Source organism: Pseudarthrobacter kochi (genome assembly GCF_055412805.1).
The window spans coordinates 13,599-33,364 of the sequence record NZ_JBVAYV010000006.1 but is presented as its reverse complement, the minus strand read 5'-3'; the positions used below and the strand labels follow the sequence as shown (position 1 = coordinate 33,364).

Here is a 19,766-nt window from a genome sequence, read left to right as displayed (position 1 = left end):
GGTCCGCCCCGGCCCGGGCCGGACGTGAGCTATTTCACTGCCGGGGAAAGTCGGGCTAGGCTCGCACACGTGAAATCCGAAGATCTCCCGCTGCTGAATTCCGTCTCCGCTCCTGCCGTGCATCCGGACGGTGCGCGCGCCGTGGTGTCCGTGACCCGGCCCGACTTCGACGCCGATGCCTACGTCGGACAGTTGTGGACGGTCCCGCTGGACCCCGGCCGGTCCCCGCGCCGCCTGACCCGCGGTTTCCGCGACACGGCACCGGACTTCTCCCCGGACGGACAGGTCCTCGCGTTCCTGCGCGCCGCTGCCGGCGGCAAACCCCAGCTCCACATCGTCGAGGCCGGCGGCGGGGAGCCGCAGCCCGTCACGGACGCACCGCTGGGAGTATCAACGTTTGCGTGGTCGCCCGACTCGAAGCGCATTCTCTTCAGCGCCCGGACCCCGGAGGACGGCCGTTACGGCAGCACCGACGGCGTCTCCCCCGGCAGCGAGGACGCACGGCTGATCACGGATTACCAGTACCGGATGAACGGCGTCGGCTACACCGCCGACAAGCCGGTGCAGCTCTTCCTGATCGAGCTGCCGGAGCTCGGCGCGGAACCCAAGGTAGCGCCGACGGGCCGGGCCCTGAAGGCGGTCACCGCCGGCGGCGCCAGCGCCGGCACAACCGCCGGCCTGCTGCCGGCCGCGCAGCAGCTGACCACCGCTGCCACGGACCATACCGGCGCGGGCTTCGGCGCCGACGGGCGTACCGTCTACTGTGTGGCCGCCCTGCATGAGGGCAGCGACGGCGATCTCGCCAGCGGCATCTACCGCATCACGGTTGGCGATGCCGCCGGGGGAGGGGAACCCGAACCCGTTGTCCCGGCAAATACCGGCCGGCAGTCCGTGCACGCCGTCCGCGAGTCACGGGACGGGCAGCTGCTGTTCTTCCTCGCCCAGGACCTTGGTGCATCGGGCCAGGACTTTGTCGCCCGCAACACAGCCCTCTACGTCATGCCGGCGGGAGGCGGCGACGCCACCCGGCTGAGCGACGTCGAGACGATGGACCTGGGCTGCAACGGCAGGATCGAACTCGCCGGCCACGAGTCGGCGCTGCTGCTGAACAACACCCGGGGAACGGTCGAACTGGTCGAATTCGGGGCTTCCGGGAACCACCAGTCACTGGTCCGCGGAGAGCGGGTGGTCACCGGCGCCGCTGCCTGCGGGGAGTCGCTTGTGGTCAGCTTCGCCGACGCGGCAACCGCTGGGGATGTGGCCGTGCTCGAGGACGGAGAGCTCCGCGTCCTGACCGACTTTTCCGCGGCGCTGCTTTCCGACGCCGGAATTATCGAGCCGCTGGAGCTCACGGTCCCCTCAACCGACGGCTACCCCGTCCATGGCTGGCTCGTGAAGCCGCCGGGGCGCGGACCCCACCCGGTGCTGCTGAACATCCATGGCGGCCCCTTCGCCCAGTTCACCGGAGCCCTTTTCGATGAAGCCCAGGTCTACGCTGCGGCCGGCTACGCGGTTCTGATGTGCAACCCCCGCGGTTCCGCCGGCTACGGACAGGATCACGGACGGGCCATCAAGGAAAAGATGGGAACCCTTGACATGCAGGACGTCCTGGCCTTTCTCGACGGCGCGCTCAGCAAGTTCGAGGAGCTCGACGCCGGGGCGCTCGGCATCATGGGAGGGTCCTACGGCGGTTACCTCACCGCGTGGACCATCAGCCACGACCACCGTTTCAAAGCAGCGATCGTGGAACGCGGGTTCCTTGATCCCGTGAGCTTCATCGGCTCCTCCGACATCGGCTGGTTTTTCGGCGGGGAATACACCGGACGCGCGGCCGAACAGATGGCGGCGCAAAGCCCGATGGCCCGGGTGGACCGGGTGCGCACCCCGTCGCTGGTCATCCACAGCGAAGAGGACCTCCGCTGCCCGGTGGAGCAGGGCCAGCGGTATTTCACTGCGCTCAAGCAGCTGGGAGTGGAGGCTGCGTTCCTGGTCTTCCCCGGGGAGAACCATGAGCTCTCACGTTCCGGGACGCCGCACCACCGCAAGCAGCGCTTCGAGCAGATCCTGCAGTGGTGGGCGCGCCACCTTCCGACCGCGGCGAATCCCGCCGCTGCGCCCCTGGGCGGGGGTTAGTCGCCCGGCAGGAACCCGAGTTCCTTACGGGCCAGGGTGATATCGGGTTGCGCCCAGCGCGCGGAGTATTCTGCATTGTTGCTGAGGGAGCGCAGCTCGGCGCGGTCCAGATAGAGGATGCCGTGCAGGTGGTCGGTTTCGTGCTGGACGATCCGCGCCTGCCAGCCACGGAACTCCCGCTGCTGCGGGCTCCCGTCCGGTGCGGTGAACTTGAGCCGGACGTGCTCGGGACGGTTGACAGCGGCCTGGAGCCCGTTCAGCGACAGGCAGCCTTCATAGAACGCCACGCTGGTGGTGCCCAGCGGCTCGTAGACCGGGTTGAGCATGGCAAAGAACGGCAGGGGTTCACGTCCGCGGGCGGCGGCGACGCCGGGATCGACGTCGAACTGGTCTTCGAGCACCGCGAGCTGCAACGGTATGCCGAGCTGGGGTGCGGCCAGACCCACACCGGGCGCCTTGTGCATCACGCTGCGCATCAGGTCGATCAATTGGCCAAGTTCGGCGTCGCTGATCTGCCCGTTGAAGGGCGCTGCGAACTGCCGGAGCACGGGATGTCCTGCCTGGACAATGGTGGGGAGCACCCCGCCGGTCAGTAGCTGCTGGACGTTTTCGTGGATGCGGGCGGCGCTGAGGTCCGTCGGCTTGGCGTCAGGGGACATGGCAACAGACTACTGGCGTCCGCAGGCCGTGGTGACAAATTCGTAAATGCGTCCACGCAGCACCGCTCCGGCATCGATTTTCAGGACGCCGTCGCGGCCGCCCACGGATACCCGGAGGGGCAGCAATGTCCCCACTTTGTCGTCCGCAATGGCGTGCGGATCGCAGCGTGCGGGCCGGATCCCCAGCCGGACCTGCTGGAAGGCCCCGCCGGCGCGGACCGACACCGAGCGCGGCCACGGGGCGCGCTGGTCCTCGTCGAGCAGTGGGGTCCCATCGATCCAGTTGATGGTCAGGCTTCCCGTTGAGCCGGGATTCACGGCGCCAGGGGTGCTGCGCGGGGTGATGGCAAGCGTCAGGACGGCGCCCTGCGCGTCCGCAGACACCTCGAGGTCCGGGGCCAGCCGGATGTCGGCGACCGCGGCGGCCGCCTGGGCGAGGCACATCTCCGTGTTGTTCCGTTCCATCACCCCGTAGGGATCGCCGGCGGGCACCGTCGCTGCCGGCCCGGGTCCGCTGCCCCCGGCAATCCGGAGCGACACCGCCGTGACCCCGGCCGCGGGCGCTGTCTGGATGCCGCACTCGGGAGCGCGCAGCTGTGCCGGAAGGATCTTGGTCTGGCGCGGCGGAAGCTCGATCCCACCGGGCGTCGCCGGCCACTCCACGGCGCCGGAAAAGAGCGGGCTGGACAGGCTTGCACTGAGCACGGTCAGCGGCCCTGCCGTGTTGTTCGTCAACTGGACGGCAATGACTTGCCGGCTGTAGTCGTCGCGGAGCTGGTTGATCTCGGCGGAGATGGGGGCGGCGGAAGCCGCTGGCGCTGCCGTTGCCGTTGGTGTGGCGGACGGAGTGCCGGTCCCGGGGGTACCCGCGCTGCAGGACGCCGTCAGGGCGAGGGCAGCCATAACGGCGGCAACCCTGCCCGCGGCGACGTGACGGGTTCCGGCGGCAGGGCGCCGCAGCGGCGGAAGGAAGCAGCCCATGGGGTCAGTGTATTCCGGCGGAGACCGCGCGGCCGTGGCCGGGACGGGTCTTTGCGTTAGTCTCGGTGCCATGACTTCACCGACCCCCCTGGATTGTGTTCTCGAGCTGCTGCGCGTTATCGAAGCCGGTGGCGGCCCGGCGGACATCGCTCCCTTCCTGGCCGAGGATTACGTCCTGAGCGAGGCGCCCCACCTGCTGGCCCCGACCGGGGCGGTGCGGAACCGCGACGAGGCCCTGGCCGGGGCGGCCGCAGCCCATCAGGTGGTTGCGGGGCAGCGCTTCGTAGTGCGACGCACGACGTGTGAGGGGAACCGTGTGGTGGTGGAAGCCGACTGGACAGCGACGCTGCTGATGGACCTGCCGCATTGGGATACCGGCGAGGTCATCCGCGCCAGGATCGCGAGCGTTTTTGAGGTCCGGGACAGCAGGATTGCCAGCCAGGACAGCTACGACTGCTATTTCATGCCCGCCTGAACCACGCCGTCCCGCGTCCTGCCGCGCGGTTCGGGCAGCGTCTTCACTGCATGGTGAACCGGCGGGCCACGAGCCCGTTGACGGCGGGCACGGCAGCCGCCGCCGCCAGGGCGCGGTTACGCACCGACCATGGTGCTGCCGGCAGCGGCCGCCCCAGCGCCATGTTGATTTCGGACTGGCGGGCCGCCCGGGCGGCTGCGGCCGTGCGGCCCGCCTCGAATGTGCGCAGTCCTGCTCCCACGTTCGCGCCGCCCAGCGCAGCGAGAACCAGCGGAGCCAGGGCCACGGCGTCGAGCCAGCCCAGGTTCATGCCCTGGCCGCCGATCGGGCTGATCTCGTGCGCGGCGTCGCCGATCAGCACCGTCCGGCCGGCCACCATCCGGCGTACCAGCCTGGAGCGGACGCCAAAGCGGCTCAGCATGCTGTTGCTGGCGGGATCGACGCCGATCCCGGTGCGTTGTTCTATCATGCGTGCGAGCCCGACGGCGTCCCGGCCGTTTCCGGTGTCCCCGAGGCGCACCACCCAGCGGCGCAGCGATCCCGGCAGCGGGAAGGACTCCACGATCCCCGCGGCTTCCAGGAACAAGGCCGCGTCCGGACCGAATCCGGTCGTGTCGGCGAAGTCGCCCATCAGGTAGCTGTCCGGGTAGTCCTTCGCCCGGACAGCGGTGCCGAGCTGCGAGCGGACGGCGGAGCGGACACCGTCAGCGGCAACGGCGATGGACGCCGTGTAGCGGACCGCCGAACCCGCCGCCGTGGCTTCCGCGGTGACCTGGCCGCCGTCGTGGTGCAACCCCGTGACCCGGACACCGCGGTGGAGGGCGTCAGGGTCGAGCTGCCGGATGCGCTGTTCCAGGAGGGCCTCCGTGCGGGACTGCGGCAGGGCCAGGACGAACGGGAAAGTGGCCGAGACGCTGGCGAAGGACATCCGCGCGAGGGTCCGGCCGCCGCCCACGGCGATGCCGCGCCGGATCGCGACCCCTTCCGCCACCAGGGCCTGCCCCACCCCGATTCCCTGGAGCGCGTCCAGCGACGGGGGATGGATGCCGATGGCCCGGGAGTGCGCCTCGGCGACGGTCCGCTGCTCCAGGATCCGGACGCTGGCACCCTCCTGGAGCAGCAGGGCTGCCATGAACAGGCCCACCGGCCCGCCGCCGATCACCAGGACATCAGCCATCCGCGGCACTCCTGTCCGCCTTGTCCTTGTCGGCGTTGTCCTGGTCAAGCATCAGCAGGTTGCGGAAGGGGGCCCGGCGGACGACGGTCCAGCCCGGGGGAGCCACCAGCTGGAGTTCGGCGGCGGTGTAGCTGCGGCGGATGGAGGTGAGCCCGTCCGGCCTGATGTAGGAGCCGGTGAACGGCCAGGAGCCGGCGAAGAAGAGGGCGTAGGCGCCCGTGCTGCGCCGAAGGTCGCTGTGGATGACAGTTCCGTGGGAGAGCGCCGCGGACTCAGCCAGGAACGACGGAAGTTCATCCTCTGCCAGATGGTGCAGCACATGGTTGGACACGACCAGGTCGAAACTGAGGCCTTCGCCGGCCAGCTCGGCGGCCGTGGACTGCCGGAACCTCACGCCGGTGGCCGCATGCCGTTCCGCCGCGAAGCGGCTGGCGCGCGGATCCGGATCGATGGCGGTGATCTCAAGGCGGAGCCCGTCCCGGGCCGCCCAGCGGGAGAGCATCACCGGCACATCACCGCCCCCGCAGCCGATATCCAGGAGGGTGGTTTTCATGCCCTGGCGGAGGCGTGGCCGGAGCTGGGAGCGATAGATGCCCCGCCAGCCGGAGACGGCCCGGTTGACCAGGGCGAACTGGGCATAGGTGCGGTCCAGCCGGACCGGGTCGCAGCCGGGCAGGTCCATCTCCTCGACGGCGTGCGCCGCACGTTCGCGCAGTAGCTGCACTGGATCTCAGGCCAGCGCCGATTCCGGCTGCGTGGTCCCGGCGTCGCCGGCCGCACCCCCGGTCCAGGCCGGTGGTGCTTCGCGGAGCGGGCTTCCCAGCTTCGTGAACAGCGCCGTTTCCACCGTGAGTCCGGGTCCGAACGCCATGGAGCAGATCCGTTCGGCGTCGGCGTCGGCGCCGACGGCCGTCGGCTGGTCCAGGATGTGCCGGAGCACGAACAGCACGGTGGCGCTGCTCATGTTCCCGAAGTTGCGCAGGGTCTCGCGGGCCGGGACCAGCTGCTCGTCACTCAGGTCCAGCCGGGACTGGACCTTGTCCAGGATGCTGCGGCCGCCGGGGTGGATGGCCCAGTGCCGGATATCGCGGTAGGGGAGCCCCCGCAGGGCGTCCTCCCGGGAGAGAAGCGGCTCCAGCGCGCCGATGATGTGGTCATCGATGATGTGCGGGACGTAGTTTCCCAGGACCATCTCAAAGCCCTCGTCGCCGATGTTCCATGCCATGGATTCCTCGCCGACGGGCGTCAGCACGGTCTCGAAGTGGTCCAGCTGCAGGAGCGCGCGTACGTCCGGGTCCTCGCGGGCGGTCACGATGGCGGCAGCGGCGCCGTCGGCAAACAACGCCGACCCCATGATGGTGTCCGGGTCGTTCGAGGTCCGCACATGGAGCGAGCAGAGCTCGGCGCACACGACCAGGACGACGGCGTCCGGGTCCGCCTCGCAGAAGGATTTGGCCGCCCGCAGTGCGGGGAACGCGGCGTAGCAGCCCATAAACCCGAGGTGGTAGCGCTGCACAGCGGGATTCAGGCCGAGGGCCCGGACGATTTTGTAGTCGGGCCCGGGGTTGAAGAAACCGGTGCAGGACACGGTGACGAGGTGGGTGATGTCGTGTGAGGTGATGCCGGGGCTGGCATCGAGGGCTTTCCCGGCCGCCTCAATGAAGAGCTTGGTGGCCTCCGTGGCGAAAATCTCGTTGCGGACCTTGGTGCTTGGGCTGAGGAGCAGTCCGGTGCCGGCGTCGAAAAACCGTGGATTCTCCGACTGGTTGTCCCTGGTCATTTCCGCAACGGCAGTGTGGCGGGTGTCGATCGCGGCGGAGTCGAAGCAGGTGCTGACCAGGCGGGTACCAAGCCTGGTGAGCCCCGGTTGGGCTGCAAACACGTCGCGGGCTTCCGTTTGGATCAGAACAGTTGGCGGGACAGCAGTTTCCAGGGACCTCAGGTAGACCGTCATGGTTCATTCTCAGTGAGGCCGGCGCAGAAGACAATGGATGCAGCCCCGGATGCGGGCCGGAAGCTGGTTAGATGGAGCCAGATGACGCCGGGGGCCGCGGCCCCCGCCCTCGAGATGGAGACACGATGAGCATGGCTACCACGCCGGAAACGCAGAAGAATGCGCAGCCGGACACGCAGCCGCCGGTGCGCCATGTTGCTGACACGCACGATCTGATCCGTGTGGTCGGCGCACGCGGGAACAACCTCAAGGACGTCACCCTGGAGATCCCGAAACGCCGTCTGACGGTGTTCACTGGTGTCTCCGGCTCGGGAAAAAGCTCTCTGGTGTTCGCGACGATCGCCGCCGAGTCGCAGCGGATGATCAACGAGACCTACAGCGCCTTTGTGCAGGGCTTCATGCCCACACTGGCCCGGCCCGACGTCGATTTCCTGGAGGGCCTGACGACGGCGATCATCGTCGACCAGGAACGGATGGGTGCGAATCCCCGCTCCACGGTGGGCACTGCCACGGACGCCAACGCCATGCTCCGAATCCTTTTCAGCCGGCTGGGGATGCCGCACGTGGGGCCGCCCACGGCGTTCTCCTTCAACGTCCCGACGCGCAAGGCGAGCGGGGTGATGAGCACGGAGAAGGGTGGCAGGGTCGAGAGGAACGTGGTGCACGATGCGGTCTACCTTGGCGGGATGTGCCCGCGTTGCGAGGGCATGGGTTCGGTCTCGGACTTCGACCTCACGGCGCTCTACGACGACAGCAAGTCCCTCGCCGAAGGTGCGCTCACGGTCCCCGGCTACAGCATGGACGGCTGGTACGGCCGCATCTTCAGCGGCGCCGGCTTCAACATGGACAAGCCGATCGCGAAGTTCACCAAGAAGGAGATGAACGACCTTCTCTACAAGGAGCCGACCAGGATCAAGGTTGAGGGCATCAATCTCACCTACGAGGGGTTGATTCCGAAGATCCAGAAATCGATGCTCTCCAAGGATGTCGAAGCGATGCAGCCTCACATCCGGGCCTTCGTGGAACGCGCCATCACGTTTCAGGCCTGTCCCGAGTGCGACGGCACGCGGCTCAGCCCGGAGGCCAGGTCCTCGAAGATCCAAGGCAAGAACATCGCCGAGCTGTGCGAGATGCAGATCAGCGACCTGTCCAGGTGGGTCCGGGAGCTCAAGGAGCCCTCGGTTGCACCGCTCCTCAAAGGCTTGCAGCACCTGCTCGATTCGTTCGCCGAAATCGGGCTGGGTTACCTCTCGCTGGACCGGCCGGCGGGCACCCTGTCCGGGGGAGAGGCCCAGCGCACCAAAATGATCCGGCACCTCGGCTCGTCCCTCACGGACGTCACCTACGTCTTCGACGAGCCGACGATTGGCCTGCACCCGCATGACATCGAGCGGATGAACCGGCTTCTGCTGCAGTTGCGCGACAAGGGCAATACTGTCCTCGTCGTCGAACACAAGCCCGAGACCATCGCGATCGCTGACCACGTCGTTGACCTTGGTCCGGGTGCGGGCACCGAGGGCGGCCGCGTCTGCTTTGAGGGAAGCACGGAGGGCCTTCGGGGGAGTGACACCATCACCGGCCGCCACCTCGATGACCGGGCCAGGGTTAAGGAATCGGTGCGTACGCCGTCCGGGACGCTCCCGGTGCGTGGCGCCTCGACGCACAACCTCAAAGCCGTGGACGTCGATATCCCGCTCGGGATGCTGTGTGTGCTCACGGGTGTAGCCGGGTCGGGCAAGAGCTCGCTGATCCAGGGGTCGGTCGCCGGCCGGGACGGCGTGGTGGTGATCGACCAGGGGGCCATCAAGGGGTCCCGGCGCAGCAACCCTGCGACGTACACGGGTCTTCTCGCGCCAATCCGCAAGGCGTTCGCCAAGGCCAACGGCGTGAAGCCGGCGCTGTTCAGCTCCAACTCAGAAGGGGCGTGTCCCACCTGCAACGGAGCGGGCGTCATCTTCACCGAACTGGGCGTGATGGCCACCGTCGAGTCCACCTGCGAGGACTGCGAGGGCCGGAGGTTCCAGGCGTCAGTGCTGGAATACCAGCTGGGCGGCCGCAACATCGCTGACGTGCTGGCAATGTCGATGACCGAGGCCGAGGCGTTCTTTGCTGCCGGTGAGGCGAAGACACCGGCAGCGCACAAGATCCTCGACCGGATCGTGGACGTCGGGCTTGGCTACCTGACCCTCGGACAGCCGCTCACCACCCTGTCCGGCGGCGAGCGGCAGCGCGTCAAGCTGGCCACGCAGATGGCCGAGAAGGGCGACGTGTACGTCCTCGACGAGCCCACCACAGGCCTGCACCTGGCCGATGTCCAGAACCTGTTGGGCCTCCTCGACCGGCTCGTCGACTCCGGCAAGTCGGTCATCGTCATCGAGCACCACCAGGCCGTGATGGCGCACGCCGACTGGATCATCGACCTCGGCCCGGGCGCCGGGCACGACGGCGGCCGGATCGTCTTCGAGGGCACCCCGGCGAACCTCGTCGCCGGCCGGTCCACCCTCACCGGCCAGCACCTCGCGGCCTACGTCCAACGGTGACCGGGCCGGCCTCCTAGGACACGGTGGACCCGGACGACAGGTTTCGTTTGAGGATTTTTCCGCTGGGCCCGAGGGGAAGCTCCGCGAGCAGCCTGATGATTCGCGGGTATTTGTAGGCGGCCAGCTGTGCGCTTGCGAATTCGATCAGCTCGGTATCGGTGGCGGTGGCTCCCGCGTCGAGCACAATCGCGGCCGCGACCTCCTGGCCGTGGACGTCGTGCGGGACGCCGTAGACGGCGGCGCTGACTACCTGCGGGTGGGTAAGAAGGATTTCCTCCACCTCCCGGGGGTAGACGTTGTAACCGTTCCGGATAATCATGTCCTTCTTGCGGTCCACGATTCGCAGGTAGCCGTCGTCGTCCTTGGTCCCAAGGTCCCCCGTGCGGAACCAGCCGTCGACGATCGCCTCGGCGGTGGCCTCGGGCCGGTTGAGGTAGCCCTTCATCAGCAGGTGTCCACGGACGACGAGCTCGCCCAGTTCGCCCGCGGGCAGCAATTCGATGCTCTCGACTGTTTCGGCGCGTGCAATTTCGATGTCAACACCCCAGATCGCGGTCCCGATGGTACCGGGCCGGGGTGGTGTGCCCACGTGGTTGAACGCTGCCACCGGGGACGTTTCGGTCAGCCCGTAGCCTTCATGGATTTCGATGCCGAAGACGTCGTGGAATTTGTCCATGACGGCCAGCGGGAGCGACGATCCGCCGGAGATGCCGTAACGCAGCGCGGACGGGCGGTTTGCACCGGCCTTCGCCGCTTCCAGAAGGGCCACATACATGGTCGGCACCCCCACGAAGATGTTCACGTTGTGCCGGTCCATCAGGTCCAGTGCGCCCGCACCGCTGAAGCGGGGCATCATGACGATGGTTGCGCCGGCCCGCAGTCCCGTGTTGAGAACGACTGTTTGGCCGAAAGTGTGGAACAGCGGCAGGCCGCCGAACAGGACATCGCCGGGCTTGAAATCCATGACGCTCGTCAGCAGGACGGAAGTCTGTTCCACCAGGGCGAAATGGGTGCCGAGGGCGCCCTTCGGCTTGCCGGTGGTGCCGGAGGTGTACAGGATCGTGGCGGTGTCGGAGGGCCGGCAGGGGACATAGCTGTCGATCGGCCGGGACACGGCTGCCTCGGCTTCAAGCCGCGGCAGACCGCCGTCGTCGGGCGCCATCACGGTCAGAAGGTCGATCCCGGTGCTCGCGGCACCCGCGGCACCTTCCGTCAGCAGCGGCGCAGCGCAGACCAGCATCCTGGCGCCGCTGTCCTGGAGCACGTATTCGATTTCGCGTGCCTTGAGCAAGGCATGCACCGGAACCACAATGGCTCCCAGGGACAGGACGGCGTAGTACACCCGGGCGAAGTCCGAAACATTGGGGATCAGGACGGCGACGGCATCTCCAGGGCCGATGCCACGCGCGCGCAGCGCCCCGGCGTAGGCGCGGGTCTCGTGCCAGAGGCTGGCATAGGAAGTTTCCTCCCCACCAACGATCAGCGCGGTGCGGTCCGGGGTCCTACGAGCGGACTCGGCCAGGATGGCTGCGACGGAGATGGTGCCGAAGCCTTCTGTGGGGTGGTTGGTATTCATGGCCTGCTTCTTCGTTGGGATGGTCATGCCTTCAGGATCAGGGCGTCGCCCTGGCCGCCGCCGCCGCAGAGGGCGACGACGCCGGTGCCTCCGCCGCGGCGCTTCAGGGCCAGGGCCTGGTGCAGGACCAGGCGCGCGCCCGAGGCCCCCACCGGATGCCCGAGGGCGATGGCGCCACCCTCGGCGTTGATGTCCTCCGGCTCGATGCCGAGGTCCGTGGCGGACTGGATGAGCACGGAAGCGAAGGCTTCGTTGATCTCGACGAGGTCAAGCTCCTGCGCGGTGATGCCTTCACGCTTGAGGGCGAGTTCGATGGCACGGGCGGGCTGGGAATGCAGGGATCCATCCGGTCCCGCGGTCTGGCCGTGGGCACCGATTTCGGCGATCCACTCGAGCCCCGCAGCTTCGGCTGCCGCCTTGCTGGCGATCACCAGGGCCGCGGCACCATCAGAGAGCGGTGAGGAGGATCCTGCGGTAATGGTGGCCGCTGCGTCTTTCGAGAAGGCGGGGCGCAGTTGCGCCAGGGATTCGGCGGTGGTGTCCGGGCGGATGCCCTCATCGTGCTCGAGGGTCAGCGCGGGCCCTTTGCGTTGGGGGAGGGTGATCGGGGCGATTTCCGCAGCGTACAAACCGGCGGCGCGTGCCGCTTCCGCCCGCTGGTGGGACCGGGCCGCGACGGCGTCCTGCTCGGCGCGGGCGATGCCCCGCTCCGCGTTTCCTGCGTCCGTGGCTTCGCCCATCAGCAGGCCGCTGACCGGATCCTGCAGCCCGTCCCGGTAGAGCGAGTCCAGCATCGGGGCCTCCCCGATAACGACGCCGGCGCGGAGCCCGGGCACCAGGTGCGGGGCGTTGGTCATGGATTCCTGGCCGGCGGCAACAATGAAGTCGGCTTCCCCGGCCCGGATCATCCGGGCAGCGTCAATCACGGCGGTGAGCCCGGAAAGGCAGAGTTTGTTGATCGTCACGGTGGGCACGTCCCAGCCGATGCCCGCGGCCAGGCTGGCCTGCCGCGCGGGGCCTTGGCCGGCTCCGGCCTGGATGACCTGGCCGACGATGACGGCCTGGATCTGTTCGGGGGCGACGCCGGCCCGGTCCAGGGCGGCCCGGATGGCGTGGGCGCCCAGTTCGCTGGAGGAGAAGGGCGTGAGGCCGCCGCGGAAGCGTCCGAAGGGTGTCCGGGCGCCGCCGAGGATGACGGGGATGCTGGCGTTCTGGTTCATGAGAGTCCTTTCGGGTTGGGTGCGTGGATCAGGCGAAGGCGGAGATGCCGGTGATCCCGCGTCCGATGATCAGCGCCTGCATCGTTTCGGTGCCTTCGTAGGTGTGGATGGCTTCGATGTCGGCGAGGTGCCGGGCGACCCGGTTTGCCAGCAGAATGCCGTTTCCACCGAGGAGGTCCCGGGCATTGGAGGCAATACCGCGGGCAATGCGGGTGCAGGTGTATTTGGCCAGTGATGCCTGTTCGGGTGTGAGGGACCCTGCCTCGTCGAGGCGGGTCATCTGAACCACCATCAGTTGCATGGTGGCCAATTCGCTCAGCATCCGGGCCAGTCTTTCCTGCACGATCTGCGAGGCGGCCAGCGGCCGGCCGAACTGCAGACGCTGCCTGGCGTACTGGACCGCGGTTTCGTAGCAGGCTGTGGCGTGCCCGACGGCGGACCAGGCCACGCCCAGCCGGGTGGCCAGCAGCACCCTCGCGGTGTCTTTGAAAGTCCGTGCCCCAGGCAGGGCATTCTCCTGGGGGACAAAGACATTCTCGAGCCGGATGTGTGCCTGCCAGATGGCGCGCAGGGCCAGTTTGCCTTCGATTTTCGTTGCGGCGTAGCCGGGGGAGTCCTGCGGCACCAGATATCCGTGAACCTGGCTGTCCTCGCCCCTGGCCCACACGACGCAGACTCCGCCGACGGAGCCATTGCCGATCCATTTCTTCTCGCCGTTGAGGAGGAAACCGCCGTCCGTGCTGGTGGCCGTGGATTCCAGGGCCACCGCGTCGGAGCCGTGGGTGGGCTCCGTCAATGCGAACGCGGCGAATTCCTTGCCGGCGGCGATGGCCGGAAGCCACCGTTCTTTCTGTTCGGCGGACCCGCACTCCGCTACGGACCGCAGGGCGAGGCCGCCCTGCACCGCGATCATGGTTGCCACCGAGCCGTCGCCGCGGCTGATCTCCATGTTCACCAGCCCGGCAGCCATCCTGCTCATCGCGGGGAAACCTTCCACGTGGACGCCGTCGCGCAGCAGGTCCAGCTCGCCCAGGCGCCTGAGAAGATGCACCGGGTAGTCGGCGCGCTCCCAGTAGCTGTCTATGACGGGGAGGACCTCTTTCTGGACGAAGTTTCGGGCGCGCTCCCAGTAGCCGCGGTCCTCGTCGGTGATGCCGGCGAACACCGACGCCGGGTCCGTGCCCAAAGCTTCGGTCAGGACGTAGTCGGGTTCCACGGTGCCGGCGGGAAAATGGTCCGATGCCCGTGCGGTGAACCCGGATTCGGGTGACGTCGTCGTCATGTGTTGGTCCTTTGTCTCGGCAGCGGATGGTGCCGCCTTCGTGTTGTGGCTCACGCCACATCAACCAAGGATGTACTGAAACGCAGTTCCACGTCAAGAAACTGAGTGTCAGCAAGTGTGCGCCAGCGTCAGGGCAGGGCGTCGCGGACTGCCTGCATGATCGCTTCCTTGCCCGCTCCTGCCGCAAGTACGGTTACGACGACGGCGGGGGACGCCTGAGCCGCGGCGAAGGTGCCCGCCAACGCGGGCCGGAAGATCCCGGAGAGGGCGCGGAGTTCGTTCGCGAGCGCCGTGGACCGCTCCCGGTCCGCGCCCTCTGCCTCCTGGGCAGCCGGTGCCGAGCGGAGCCACTGCCGGAGAAAGACGTTGTGGACGGCGACGACGGCCGCCGCGAAGGAAACAGCCTTGTATTCACGCAACTCGCCCTCCGGAAGTTTATCCAGGAGGTGCAGCATGAACGCCCGCTCGTACCGGTGGGAGGTAACAAGCTCACGGTCCCGAAGCGCCGGCACGGCCTGCATCAGCTCGTACCGCGCGCGCGACGTCTCGCGGTTCCGCAGGTGATGAGTAAAAACCAGCAGGGCCGCGTCCTCGATGGCCGCGAGGGGTTCCTGCATCGTTTCCGCCAGGCGCTCCGTCACCAGCCCCAGGATCCGCTCGTGATCGGCAAAAACAACGTCCTCCTTCGACCCGAACTTTCGAAAGAACGTGCTGCGGCTCATGCCCGCGGCGTCCGCGAGTTCGTCAACGGACGTTGTGTCATAGCCCTGCTTCGCCAGCAGTCCGATAGCAGCAGCAACGGGCCTGTCGGCGTCATGGCTTGTGGGGCGCGGGATCATGGGCCGCAATCTAACACAGCTGCCGGTGGCACCTCCGAATCCCGGCGTGGGCTGCCGGACATCCGGCGGGTCACGAAGCGGGGCGTTCTCCGGTCAGGAAGGTGATATTCAACCCCTCCCGCAGCCACCAAGCTAACGCCGATAATCAACATTATGTAAAGTAGAACCCGGAGAATCGCATCCGTTGCGAATTCGACGGACTTTGATACCGGTCCCCGCGCTGGTGACCGGCTGACCCGGGATTCCCTTGAATCTTAGGCTCCTGACAGGCCCAGCGGGACGGCTGGCACGGTGAAGAAGCTCTCCGGAGAAGCGTCATGCGACAGTGAAAAATCCCTGTAGTTACATGCTGTTTTGCCATCGACTCGCATAATATGCGAAAGTATCGCGTTTTATGCGAAGAGAAAATATGAGCAGACAGCGTGGCCCTGCCGGGGCGGCCTGGCAGCAGATCGCCCGGGATGTGGCGCTGTTCAACCCTGCCGAGCAGGTGTTCCAGGGGATGCTGGACGGGTGGCGCAATCAGCAGCTGAGCCGCAACCTGGCATTCACGACGATCGCCAAACGCGAGCAAGTCGTTCAGCGTTTCCGTTCGTTCACCGGTGAGGATCCGTGGTCCTGGACCGTGGGTGATGTGGACGAATTCTTCATGGAACTGCGCGCCGTCCGCTCCGCGAGCCATTCGACGCTGCTGGCGTACCAGAACGCCCTTCGCCTGTTCCTGGGCTACCTGACCGGCCCCGCCTACGGCGGGGAGCCGGAATGCATGGAGCGGTTCGGTACTCCCAAACGCCGCAGCGTCCTGACAGTCCCCCACACCGGCTGGGCCGTGGACTGCCTGAGACAATGGACCGAGGAGGTCCGGCCGGCCGGAACCGGTGAAGAACAGGCGTCCCTCTGGCCCACCGAGCGCAGCGGCCGGGTCACCGCCGACTCGCTCACCCGGGAATTCACGCTCCTGCGCACCGGACTCGGGCTCGCCGACGGCATCGATTTCCACTCCCTCCGCCGCTCCTATGTCACCCACCGATCGAGGACGGCTACGACGCCCTGTTCGTCCAGCAACAGGTCGGACACGAGCACTCCTCCACCACCGCCCTCTATACCGGTGTCTCCTCCGATTACCGCACCCGCACCCTGCGGGCGGCCATGAACAAGATGGCCGCAGAGGCCACCGGCATCGATCAGCGGAAGGCACCATGAAACGGCACATCGAATACTCCTGGCGACTGCGCGAAATCATGGCAGCACGCGGACTGTTCAACATCTCCGACCTCATCCCCCTGCTCGTCGAACGCGGCATCGAACTCTCCCCCTCGCAGATCTACCGGCTCGTGGGACAGAAACCCGAACGCATTTCCATGCCCCTGCTCGGCGCCCTCTGCGATGCCCTCGACTGCACGGTCGAGGACTTATGCCAGTTCCACGTCGCTGCCACAGCGCAGCGGAAAAACGTCGTGAACGGCCCGAAAGTGGTTGACCTGACCACGACCATCCGGCCTAAACGCGCCCCCGCCCGCCCCGCCGACTGATGCTCGCCCCCGAAGAGAAACTCTGCGCCCGCTGCCGGAAACCGGCCGCAAGGCTCGGGGCAAAATGGCCCGAGGGCTGTGTCTGCCGGCTCTGCTACCAGCGCGCCGCCCGGACCCACGGCACCTGCCCGGGGTGCGGGACTGGCCGGCTCCTGCCCGGCCTGGACAGCACCGGATCCCCGGTCTGTGTCGACTGCGCCGGCATTCCGGCCGACTTCCACTGCACCCAATGTTCAGCCGAGGAAGAGCCATACCGGGCCCGGCGCTGCGCCCGCTGCTGCCTGCGCGGCCATCTGGCGGAACTCCTCGATGACGGCACCGGGACCATGGCTGAACCGCTCAAGCCCCTGCACGAGGGAATCTGTGCCCAGCCCCATCCCCGCAGTGCCCTGACGTGGCTGCGCAACCCCGACGTCCGCCAGCTGCTTGCCGCCATCGCCACCGGTACCCGGCCGCTGGCCCACACCACTTTCGATGCCCACCCGTCGCCGCGCACGGCCATGCACCTGCGGGAACTCTTCATCGAACACGGGCTGCTCGCGCCTATCGACCGGAACCTGCTGCACTTCGAAGCCTGGCTGGACCGGATCCTGGCAGAGCTAACCGACCCCGCCCACTATGCCCTCATCAAGCAGTTTGCCACCTGGCACCATCTGCGCCGGATGCGCCGCCTCTCTGCCGCCGGCCAGCTGCAATGGGGCACCGCCCGGGCTGCCAAACAAGACAACTCCGTAGCCAGGGACTTCCTCCGTCATCTCTCAGAACGAGGGAAACTGCCGTCCCAGTGCCGGCAGGCGGACATCGACCACTGGCTTGCCACGGGACCGACAACGCGCAGCATGGCCAGGACCTTCGTGCGCTGGGCCGTCCGGAACCAGCATCTTTCTGTCCTTGAATTCCCCTACCGGAAGGCAGAAACCCGCCCCGTCCTGGATCAGAAGGAACGGCTCCGGCTGCTCCGCGAAACCCTCGAGCACGAGGACAGGCCGCTGCACTACCGGGCCGCGGCTGTCCTGCTGCTCCTCTACGCCCAGCCGCTGACACGCATCGCCAGCATGAGGGTGGACCAAATCAGCCGCACCCACGACGGCGAAACCGTCGTGGTCTTCGACGACCAGCCGGTGCCAGTCCCCCACCCCTTTGACGTAATCCTTCAAGAACACCTCGCCGACCGGCCGAACATGAACACTGCAGCCAACCGCGCCTCGGATTGGCTCATTCCCGGATACCGCCCGGGCCAGCACCTCCATCCCGGCCATCTCATGAAGAAGCTGCGCGAAAGCGGCATCCACCTCTCTCGGGGCCAGGAACGCCACGCTCCGCGCACTCGTCCTGACCATGCCCCCACCGGTTGCCGCCCAGGCCCTGGGCTACAGCACCCAAATCACCGAACAGCACGCCAAACAAGCCCGCAACACCTGGGCCACCTATGCCTCCTACCGTCGATAGCTCAGCGGACACCGCGAGCCCGGACCGAGGCGTCCCCCAAGGACTGGGACTGGCAGGATAGTGCTGTGATGATACGCGCTGCAGATGGCGATCCCGGGTCGATGTTGCTGCAGGTGAAGGTGTCGATCGAAGGCAGCGATCCGGCCATCTGGCGGCTCCTCGAGGTCGATTCTTCCCTGACCCTGGACAGGATCCACGACATCATCCAAACGGCCGTCGGCTGGCGGGATGCGCATCTGCATTCCTTCACCGACACCGGCTGACAGCGCACACCGTCACGTCGCCAGGGCGAGCCTTCGCCCGCGCCGCCCTTCACTCCTAAACCACCCAACCCAACGACCGCGAACAGGCAGGCGGCTCACGATCCAGGACGTCTGACGGCTGATTCCTGCGTATGAAACCAGTGGTATTCGCAGGTTTCGAATACACCGGCTCACCAGTAGAGGTAATTGGACTCCGGTCCGGGCTCACCAGGGTTGATTGACGCCGATGTCGGGCTGACTCACAATGGCTGGGTGAGCGATGAACATAAAGACCTGATCATCAGCAAGGTCGTCGACCGGCTCGCCGCCCGCTTTCCCGCAGCTCCGCGGCACCGGATAGAAAGTATTGTCGGAGAGGAATATGACTCCCTGGACACCGGCAGGATCAGAATCTACATCCCCACACTGATCGAAAACAGCGCCCGGACCAGACTTCACCGCGAGGTTTCGCGGGAATCAGTCCAGGACTAGACCCGGGTATGGCCGGCCGCGCCCGATCCTTGCCAGCGTTGCTCGTGCTCGCGGCGTTGGGCGCCCCCATCCTGCTTGGTTGCGGACCCGGCACAGCCGCGCCCACTCCCCCGCCGGGCCGGAGTGCCGCCGCAAGCGTGACTGAAAACCCGACGCCGGGTCCGGCAACATCACCCCCCACTCCGGCGCAGGCTGATCCGAAGGCTGTGCCCGCGCTCGAGACCGAGGCATTTTCGGGGTCGGGCGATATTTCGGACGACTCCGCGATTTGGATCGATCCGGCAACACCAGCGAACAGTGTGGTGATTGCGGACAACAAATCGAAGTCCGGCGGTGGCATCGGCGTCTTCGACATGGCCGGAAGGCTCCTCCAGTTCCGGCCAGACGGGATGATCGGCAACGTGGACCTGAGGGCCGGCTTCCCGTCGTCGGGATCATCAATGGTCCTGGTCGGCGGAAACAACCGGTCTGACAACACGCTGGCACTCTGGGCCCTGGACACTGCAACGAGGACCCTGTCTCCAGTCGAAGCCAGGAGCATCGGGACCGAGGCCCCCAACTACGGTTTCTGCATGTACCACAGCAGGGCCAGCGGAAAGTTTTATGCCTTTGTCACCCCCAACGGGCCGGGCTCGGTCCAGCAATTCGAGTTGGCGGACAACGGGGCGGGCAAGGTCGACGCCACTCTTGTCAGGTCGCTGCCGGTCAGCAGCATTACCGAGAGCTGTGTCGCTGACGATCAGCTCGGACACCTGTACGTCGGCCAGGAGGACGTAGGCATCTGGAAGTACGGCGCGGAACCTGATGCAGGGTCGGATCGCAGTTCCGTGGACGCGGTGGGCTCAGGCCGGCTGGAAGCCGACATCGAGGGGATGAGCATCGCCTACGGCGCGGACGAAGCCGGCTACCTCTTCGTGTCCAGCCAGGGCAACTCCACGATCGCCGTCTATGACCGTTCCGGGAGCAACCGGTTCCTGAAGAGCTTTGCGGTGTCCGCCAACGGTTCAGTCGACTCCGTAACGGGCACGGACGGCCTGGACGTCACCACCGGCAACGCCGGACCGCAGTTCGAGCAGGGGCTGCTGGTGGTCCATGATGAATCCAACGCGGACGGCGCCACGTCAAACCTCAAGTACGTCCCCCTCAGCGCCGTTCTGCGCTGACACCCCTGCGCAGGGCCGGGACTCCGCCGTCCGGAACAGCACCCCAGTCCTT

General features: G+C 67.2%; 17 protein-coding genes. 8 read left to right on the top strand and 9 right to left on the bottom strand.

The features are described 5' to 3' along the window. The first annotated feature begins 69 nt into the window (after window positions 1-69). A complete protein-coding gene (locus ACZY0Y_RS05030; protein ID WP_463957003.1) occupies window positions 70-2,133 on the top strand; it encodes a S9 family peptidase in 2,064 nt (687 codons plus the stop codon). On the opposite strand, the gene ACZY0Y_RS05025 is transcribed toward ACZY0Y_RS05030, so the two are convergent. Continuing rightward, window positions 2,130-2,792 carry a peptide deformylase gene (locus ACZY0Y_RS05025; RefSeq protein ID WP_463884995.1) on the bottom strand — a complete coding sequence of 221 codons (663 nt, stop codon included), beginning with the start codon at window positions 2,790-2,792 and terminating at the stop codon, window positions 2,130-2,132. The two genes, ACZY0Y_RS05030 and ACZY0Y_RS05025, sit on opposite strands and share 4 nt — an antisense overlap. Window positions 2,793-2,801: 9 nt before the next feature. Next, the gene (locus ACZY0Y_RS05020; RefSeq protein WP_463957002.1) at window positions 2,802-3,773 is read right to left on the bottom strand and encodes a hypothetical protein; all 972 of its coding nucleotides are present in this window, start codon (window positions 3,771-3,773) and stop codon (window positions 2,802-2,804) included. A gap of 70 nt (window positions 3,774-3,843) precedes the next feature. On the opposite strand from ACZY0Y_RS05020, the gene ACZY0Y_RS05015 reads away from it, so the two are divergent. Next, complete coding sequence (locus ACZY0Y_RS05015; RefSeq protein WP_463957001.1) at window positions 3,844-4,248, top strand: nuclear transport factor 2 family protein; 405 nt, start codon at window positions 3,844-3,846, stop codon at window positions 4,246-4,248. A 43-nt stretch (window positions 4,249-4,291) separates the two neighbouring features. Here the strand turns inward: ACZY0Y_RS05015 and ACZY0Y_RS05010 are convergent, their stop codons facing one another. From ACZY0Y_RS05010 to ACZY0Y_RS05000, 3 genes are read right to left on the bottom strand one after another with little or no spacing between them, the layout of a single operon-like run. After that, window positions 4,292-5,425: an FAD-dependent oxidoreductase gene (locus ACZY0Y_RS05010; protein ID WP_463957000.1), complete on the bottom strand. Its 1,134-nt coding sequence runs from the start codon at window positions 5,423-5,425 to the stop codon at window positions 4,292-4,294. Next, window positions 5,418-6,107: a class I SAM-dependent methyltransferase gene (locus ACZY0Y_RS05005; RefSeq protein ID WP_463957041.1), complete on the bottom strand. Its 690-nt coding sequence runs from the start codon at window positions 6,105-6,107 to the stop codon at window positions 5,418-5,420. The genes ACZY0Y_RS05010 and ACZY0Y_RS05005 overlap by 8 nt, the downstream gene beginning before the upstream one ends. Before the next feature lie 48 nt (window positions 6,108-6,155). Beyond that, window positions 6,156-7,379 (bottom strand): type III polyketide synthase, encoded by a 1,224-nt coding sequence (locus tag ACZY0Y_RS05000; protein ID WP_463956999.1) that lies wholly within the window; start codon window positions 7,377-7,379, stop codon window positions 6,156-6,158. Between the two features lie 131 nt (window positions 7,380-7,510). Between ACZY0Y_RS05000 and ACZY0Y_RS04995 the strand changes: the two genes are divergently transcribed. Next, window positions 7,511-9,919, top strand: a complete 2,409-nt coding sequence (locus ACZY0Y_RS04995; protein WP_463885495.1) for an ATP-binding cassette domain-containing protein — start codon at window positions 7,511-7,513, stop codon at window positions 9,917-9,919. Between the two features lie 13 nt (window positions 9,920-9,932). Here ACZY0Y_RS04995 and ACZY0Y_RS04990 read toward each other — a convergent pair whose 3' ends face one another. From ACZY0Y_RS04990 to ACZY0Y_RS04975, 4 genes are all read right to left on the bottom strand, one after another. Then, window positions 9,933-11,522, bottom strand: coding sequence for a long-chain-fatty-acid--CoA ligase (locus ACZY0Y_RS04990; protein WP_463885460.1), 1,590 nt, complete (start codon window positions 11,520-11,522; stop codon window positions 9,933-9,935). Beyond that, window positions 11,519-12,715 carry an acetyl-CoA C-acyltransferase gene (locus ACZY0Y_RS04985; protein ID WP_463885462.1) on the bottom strand — a complete coding sequence of 399 codons (1,197 nt, stop codon included), beginning with the start codon at window positions 12,713-12,715 and terminating at the stop codon, window positions 11,519-11,521. Before ACZY0Y_RS04985 ends, ACZY0Y_RS04990 begins: the two co-directional genes overlap by 4 nt. Before the next feature lie 28 nt (window positions 12,716-12,743). Beyond that, entirely contained in the window at window positions 12,744-13,997 is a 1,254-nt protein-coding gene (locus ACZY0Y_RS04980; RefSeq protein WP_463885464.1) for an acyl-CoA dehydrogenase family protein, read from the bottom strand. Window positions 13,998-14,125: 128 nt separating this feature from the next. Beyond that, on the bottom strand, window positions 14,126-14,836 hold the full coding sequence (locus ACZY0Y_RS04975) for a TetR/AcrR family transcriptional regulator (RefSeq protein WP_463956998.1): 711 nt from the start codon (window positions 14,834-14,836) through the stop codon (window positions 14,126-14,128). 409 nt (window positions 14,837-15,245) lie between these two features. On the opposite strand from ACZY0Y_RS04975, the gene ACZY0Y_RS04970 reads away from it, so the two are divergent. The 5 genes from ACZY0Y_RS04970 to ACZY0Y_RS04950 all read left to right on the top strand — a co-directional run bounded on the left by ACZY0Y_RS04970 (window position 15,246) and on the right by ACZY0Y_RS04950 (window position 19,714). Continuing rightward, window positions 15,246-15,989: a hypothetical protein gene (locus ACZY0Y_RS04970; protein WP_463956997.1), complete on the top strand. Its 744-nt coding sequence runs from the start codon at window positions 15,246-15,248 to the stop codon at window positions 15,987-15,989. Between the two features lie 46 nt (window positions 15,990-16,035). After that, window positions 16,036-16,368: a helix-turn-helix domain-containing protein gene (locus ACZY0Y_RS04965; RefSeq protein WP_463956996.1), complete on the top strand. Its 333-nt coding sequence runs from the start codon at window positions 16,036-16,038 to the stop codon at window positions 16,366-16,368. Further along, the gene (locus ACZY0Y_RS04960; RefSeq protein WP_463956995.1) at window positions 16,368-18,080 is read left to right on the top strand and encodes an IS1096 element passenger TnpR family protein; all 1,713 of its coding nucleotides are present in this window, start codon (window positions 16,368-16,370) and stop codon (window positions 18,078-18,080) included. The genes ACZY0Y_RS04965 and ACZY0Y_RS04960 overlap by 1 nt, the downstream gene beginning before the upstream one ends. Window positions 18,081-18,332: 252 nt before the next feature. Continuing rightward, on the top strand, window positions 18,333-18,551 hold the full coding sequence (locus ACZY0Y_RS04955; protein ID WP_463885482.1) for a three-helix bundle dimerization domain-containing protein: 219 nt from the start codon (window positions 18,333-18,335) through the stop codon (window positions 18,549-18,551). A gap of 8 nt (window positions 18,552-18,559) precedes the next feature. Further along, a complete protein-coding gene (locus tag ACZY0Y_RS04950) occupies window positions 18,560-19,714 on the top strand; it encodes a phytase (RefSeq protein ID WP_463956994.1) in 1,155 nt (384 codons plus the stop codon). Window positions 19,715-19,766: the final 52 nt, after the last annotated feature.